The following is a 4478-nucleotide window of genomic DNA, read 5'->3' on the forward strand; positions in this document are numbered from 1 at the left end:
CACGCTTTGTCTCGGATGATTCACTTTTACCCCCTCAATCCGCGTATGTGCCAGTTGGGGGTGCGGAATGTGGGTTACTACCGGAGTGGGAGTGACAACTGGAGTCGGAGTTGGAGTTACTACCGGAGTCGGAGTGACAACTGGAGTCGGAGTTGGAGTTACTACCGGAGTGGGAGTTTCACTCGGAGTGGGAGTTGGAGTTACTACCGGAGTGGGAGTTTCACTCGGAGTGGGAGTTGGAGTTACTACCGGAGTGGGAGTTTCACTCGGAGTGGGAGTGGGAGTTTCTACCGGAGTGGGAGTTTCACTCGGAGTGGGAGTGGGAGTTTCTACCGGAGTGGGAGTTTCACTCGGAGTGGGAGTGGGAGTTTCTACCGGAGTGGGAGTTGGCGTTGGTGGCGGGTCGATCGCGTCATCAGTGGAAAATACAATATTACCAACATTACTAGAACGCGGAAACGACTGCGATGTAATGGTAGATTGTCCCGTTGTAATTGCACCCGCCGTACCGTTGCTAGCAGCATCCCCCACCACAAACGGTTGAATCGGCGTCCCTCCATCTCCCCCAGCGTGTGTAATTGCGATATTTCCGCCACCTGTGCCGCCAGCAGTAGAAATGCTAGCAAATCCCGTCGGCGAAAGTTGGGTGGAAAAAGTACCCGTAGCGCGGAAAAAATTGCCTGTTACTGCTGTGACATCCCCGCCGGTGCCGCCTGTACCGCCTTGGGCATTGATAAACTCTACTTGAATATCGCCGATCGGATCTAAGAACACATTGCCGGCATTTCCCACTATAGCGCTAGAGTTAATTTGTCCGGTGGTAATGGAAGTTATCGCCTTAACAGTTATGTTACCGCCACTGTTTCCCGATGTATTCAAATTGCCTGCGGTGAAATTGTTACCGCTTGTAAATAAAATTTCTCCGCCATTAGTAGTAATATTTTTAACGGTTATATCGCCCTTGGCAGTAATATCTACTTTGCCGACGCTGACATCTCCCGATAAATTGACTTTTTCCGTGTTTAGTGATGTCAATTGTTGCGCGTTAATTGTCGAGTTTCCTGTCACATTGCCAGCATTTTCGATCGCAAGATTTCCTAACTTGCTGGTGGCCCCCACTGAACCGTTGAAAGTGATGCTGCCGCTACCGGAGGCTAGAGTTAAGTTGCGGGCATTAATGCTGTCACTGTCGATCGCCCCCAAAGCAATATTTCCCCCGGCGGTACTAAATACCGCATCCTTTGTCAAAACTAAAGCATTGCTAATATTGATGTTGCCATTATTAGTCGTAATATTCCCGCCTAATTTAGTATTTAAGCTCGTAATATTAAAACCAGAATTGCTGTTAACGTTTCCAATAAATTCTGCATTTGAGGTAGTAACATTCAAAACAGATAATGGCGTTGTTTCTCCGATATTTCCTTGCACCAACACATTGCCTGTCGCGGCATCTAAGTTCAACAAATGATTACCGTCTATGGCACCAGTTATCTTAATATCTCCGCCGCTGGTACTGAGATTAATATCGTTGCCGAGTGTGACAGTGCCGTTGAGAGCGATCGGATTTTTATTGGTATTGATGCCATAATTCAAATTAATTGTGGAAGCCTTGAGAGCAATGCTGCTGTTGTCATTGCCCGTAAGAGTGCCATCAAGTGCGATCGCACCCGTTCCCGTTTGAATATTTACTGGATCTAAAAATGTAAGATTAGAGGAAATACTAACATTTGCACTGCTATCCGATCGCCCGATCGCGATCGAGCTAAATCCATTTTGAATTAAACTAATTTCCGATGCAGTCAAATCTAAAGCGCTAGTATTGTTATCACTTCCGCCAACAGCAATATTTTGTCCGGCTGTTGCGGGTTGCAGCGTTAACGCACCAGTACCAGAAACATTCCCAGAAAAATCAATTTCACCTGCTGTTAAATTCAGCGGATTACTACCCGCAGATAAAGTAGAACCGAAAGCAATACTTGCATCTCCCAGAGTAAAAGTTACAGGAGCTTTTAATGTCACTGGATTGCTAAAACTAATGTTATCATTAGTTGTGGCGATATTTCCGCTAACCCCAACAGTTCCCCCGCCCTTTTGAATAAATGCACCGTCTAAGTTCAGGTTTTTCTCAATATTGAGATTCACCTTATTGGTAATTGTGAGCGTGCCGTCATTGGTGGTTGTTACAGTTCCTTTGAGATTAACATTGTCCGCAGCAATACCGAGATTGCCAGCCACGTCAATTGTCTTGTTGAAAGTAATGTCGCTGCCTGAAAACACCGATTTTGGGGCAACAGTCACAGCATCTGCATAAGTTTGAGTGCCTGTTGTAGTGACATTGCCGCCTAAAGATATTTTGCTGTTGGCAGTTAAACTTGTGAGAGGAGTTGTTTTGCCGATCGCACTTTTGAAGGTAAGATTACCGCTAGCCGTCTTCACCGTCAAATCGCTGGTACCATCAACAGTATTATTGAAAGTAATGCTGTCACCTGAAAGAATCGGATTCTTGGAAATTGTAACTGCATCTCCATAAGTTTGAGCGCCAGTTGTAGTAACATTTCCCTTCAGTTGAGTGGTGCCGCCAGCATCTGTAGTCAAACTCGCGGCATTAACTGTTTGATTAAATGCGGTTGTGCCTGTAGAGTTAGCTGTTAAATTGCCGATCGGAGTTACAGCACCAACTGCACCATTGAATGTAACATTACCAGTACCCCCATTCACAGTTAAATCGCTGGTGCCGTCAACAGTATTATTGAAAGTAATTTCGCTGCCTGCGAGAATGGGATTGTTGGCAATTGTAACTGCATCTCCATAAGTTTGACTGCCAGTTGTAGTAACATTTCCCTTCACTTGAGTTATGCCGTCAGCATCTGTAGTCAAACTCGCGGCATTGACTGTTTGATTAAATGCGGTTGTTCCTGTAGAGTTAGCTGTTAAATTGCCGATCGCATTTGTGGGATTTCCAACTGCACCATTGAAGGTAACATTACCGCTAACCGCATTCGCCGTCAACTCGCTGCTGCCGTCAACAGTATTATTGAAAGTAATTTCGCGGCCTTCGAGAATTGGATTGTTGGCAATTGTAACAGCATCTCCATAAGTTTGAGTGCCAGTTGTAGTGACATCGCCCTTAAGTTCGGTTGTACCGCCAGCATTGGTGGTGAAACTGGTAGCGTTGACAGCATTAAATGTAGTTGAACCAGCACTGTTGACGGTGAGATTTCCTAATACTGTCGCATCGCCGATTAAACCTTTAACCTCAATTTTTCCAGTACCTGTTTCTAAAGTGAGATTGCCACTGCCATCAATATTATTGTTAAATAGAATATTGCCACCTGCTGAAATGCCATTGCTGACTAAGACGCTATCTCCAACTAAGGTATTGCCGTTAATTGTGATATCTTGAGATTGGGTGGTAAGATTGCCGTTCAGGTTATTAGTTGTAGCATTGAGAGTAATTGAAGCATTATCAGTTCCCAAAATCGAGCTATCGGGATTTACAGAAATAGTGCCTTGAGTATTGAAAGTCACAGGATCTTTAAAAGATATCTGCAAATTTTCTACAGTGATCTTGCCTGTGGTACTATTAGTTCCCAAAACAATTTCACTAAATCCATTAGCCAATGCCGATAAAAAGGGCGTTCCTAAATCGATCGCCTGCGGATCGTCAGCAAGTTCCTTCTGGAAGCGAATTCCTACGTTCGGCGAAAACGGCTTAATAGACAAAGTACCTTTACCCTGCACGGAATCTGGGAGTCCCGAAAAGCCCATCTCACTACCACTAATGCTAATATTTCCTGTACCGGGCAATCCATTAGCATCAATGCCACTTATCCCAACTTGATTGGGAGTTGCGATGGTGATATCTCCGCCAGCACCGGAAGTAGAACTAGAGTTAAATAATCCTGAGACTGCAACAATATCGCCAGTTGTGCTAGTGATATCGATTTTTCCGCCAGCACCAGCAGTGGAACTAGAGTTAAGATTGCTAGCGTTAATCGTATTGTTAGCACTGAGTGCGATCGGGCCACCATTTCCGGTAGTGGATGTGGTATCAATTGCCCCTGCAGTCGTATCAATATTGCCCTTAGTGCTGGTAAGGGCGATCGCCCGTCCGGGATTTCTCATACTACCAACGGTAATATCGCCTGTAGTTTCAAGCGAAAAATCGATCGGACTCTTAACATCGAAAGAATTGATTGTTGTCAGGGAACGTAAAGGTACTGGATTTCCAATAGGCCCGTTGACATTAATAACGCCTGTTCCTGTAGTCAAAACTAGGTTGCCATCGCCCTCAACCGTTCCCCCAAAAGTAATGTCGCCTGCATTCGTTAACCCAGTATCGAGAATGACATTAGAACCCGTACCGAGAGAGACTTGCTCACCAAAGGTAATATTCTGTTCGGTAGTCCCCTGAAGGAAAGGATCGAGAGAATAAAACTGAATTCAAAGAAAAGTAGGCATTTAGAGTTGTAAATTAG

Annotated in this window: 1 protein-coding gene; it reads right to left on the bottom strand. The window is 45.0% G+C overall.

What is annotated here, in order from left to right; genetic code table 11:
• Window positions 1-4272: beta strand repeat-containing protein (locus tag QUB11_RS30795; protein WP_445300871.1), on the bottom strand; the 4272-nt coding region annotated here is incomplete at its 3' end.
• Between the last annotated feature and the right edge of the window lie 206 nt (window positions 4273-4478).

Origin of the sequence: Microcoleus sp. B6-A1 (assembly GCF_036705085.1) — a bacterium.
GTDB lineage: Bacteria > Cyanobacteriota > Cyanobacteriia > Cyanobacteriales > Microcoleaceae > Microcoleus.